This is a genomic window from Actinomadura logoneensis, assembly GCF_003428695.1.
In the GTDB taxonomy this organism is placed as follows: Bacteria; Actinomycetota; Actinomycetes; order Streptosporangiales; family Streptosporangiaceae; genus Spirillospora; species Spirillospora logoneensis.
On record NZ_QURH01000452.1, the window covers coordinates 1 to 1,024 of the forward strand.

The window sequence follows — 1,024 nt, forward strand, 5'->3', positions numbered from 1 at the left end:
CAGCTCGCGGCGCAGCTCGTCGAGCGCGCCGACCGCGGCGCGGGCCCGGCCGCGCGCGTCGCCGCGTACTGGGAGGCGGCGTTCGTCGCCGAGGTGCGCGGCGCCTACGAGGAGGGCGTCGAGCTGGCCGAGCGCGCGCTGCAGATCGCCGGGGAGTTCGGCGAGACCCACGGCGCCCCGGACGGCGACCTGCGCAACCTCGCCCGGCTGCGGGTCAACTACGCCGGGCTGCTGCTGCGTGCCCGTCCCGAGCAGGCCGGGCGCGCCCGCGACCTGCTGACCCGGGTGCGCGGCGAGATCAACGCCAGTGCCGCCGGGGAGCTGGACGTGGCGTGGTGCCTGACCGAGCTGGCCCGCGCCGAGACCGCGCTCGGCCGTCCGGCGGAGGCGGTGGCCCGCGCCGAGGAGGCCCTGGACCTGCTCGGGGACGCGCCGCGCCGGGCCACGGCGGTCGCGCTGACCGTCCTCGGCGAGGCGTGCGTCCGGCTGGGGGAGCGGGAGCGGGCGACCGCGTCGCTGTCCCGGGCGGCGGCGTGCCTGGAGCGGATGGAGTCGTCCCGGCAGGCGGCGCAGACCTGGTTCGACCTGGCCGAACTGCTCGCCGAGAACGGCTCGCCGGACGACGACCGGCTCGCCGCCTACGGGCGCGCCCTCGCCTGCGCCGGAGTCTGATCATTTCCGGTTTCTTCGGTATCTTGATCTAGAACCTCGTCTTCCAGGCATAATGTCGCGCCAGGTTGCTCGGAGGAAGAGGTTCGGGGGATGTTCGGTGTGGTGCGGCCGTGCCGCCATGTGCTGGCGGGCGGGCTGTTCGAGGACTGGCTGGCGCACCTGTGCGGGCTCTGCCTGACCCTGCGGCGCGAGCACGGGCAGGCGGCCCGGATGGTCACCAACTACGACGGGCTGATCGTCTCGGTGCTGGTGGAGGCGCAGGCTCCGGAGACGTCCCCGCGCCGCGCCGCCGGGCCGTGCGCGCTGCGCGGCATGCGCGGCGCGCAGGTCGTCCGCGCGCAGGCGGAGGGCG

Annotated in this window: 1 protein-coding gene and 1 pseudogene; both read left to right on the top strand. The window is 76.1% G+C overall.

The annotated features are described in order from the left end of the window. A pseudogene (locus DZF91_RS23255) lies at nucleotides 1–672 on the top strand (tetratricopeptide repeat protein); the annotation flags it as partial. Nucleotides 673–762: 90 nt separating this feature from the next. Next, nucleotides 763–1,024 (top strand): DUF5685 family protein (locus DZF91_RS23260; protein ID WP_235834492.1); only part of this gene is annotated, 262 nt, incomplete at its 3' end.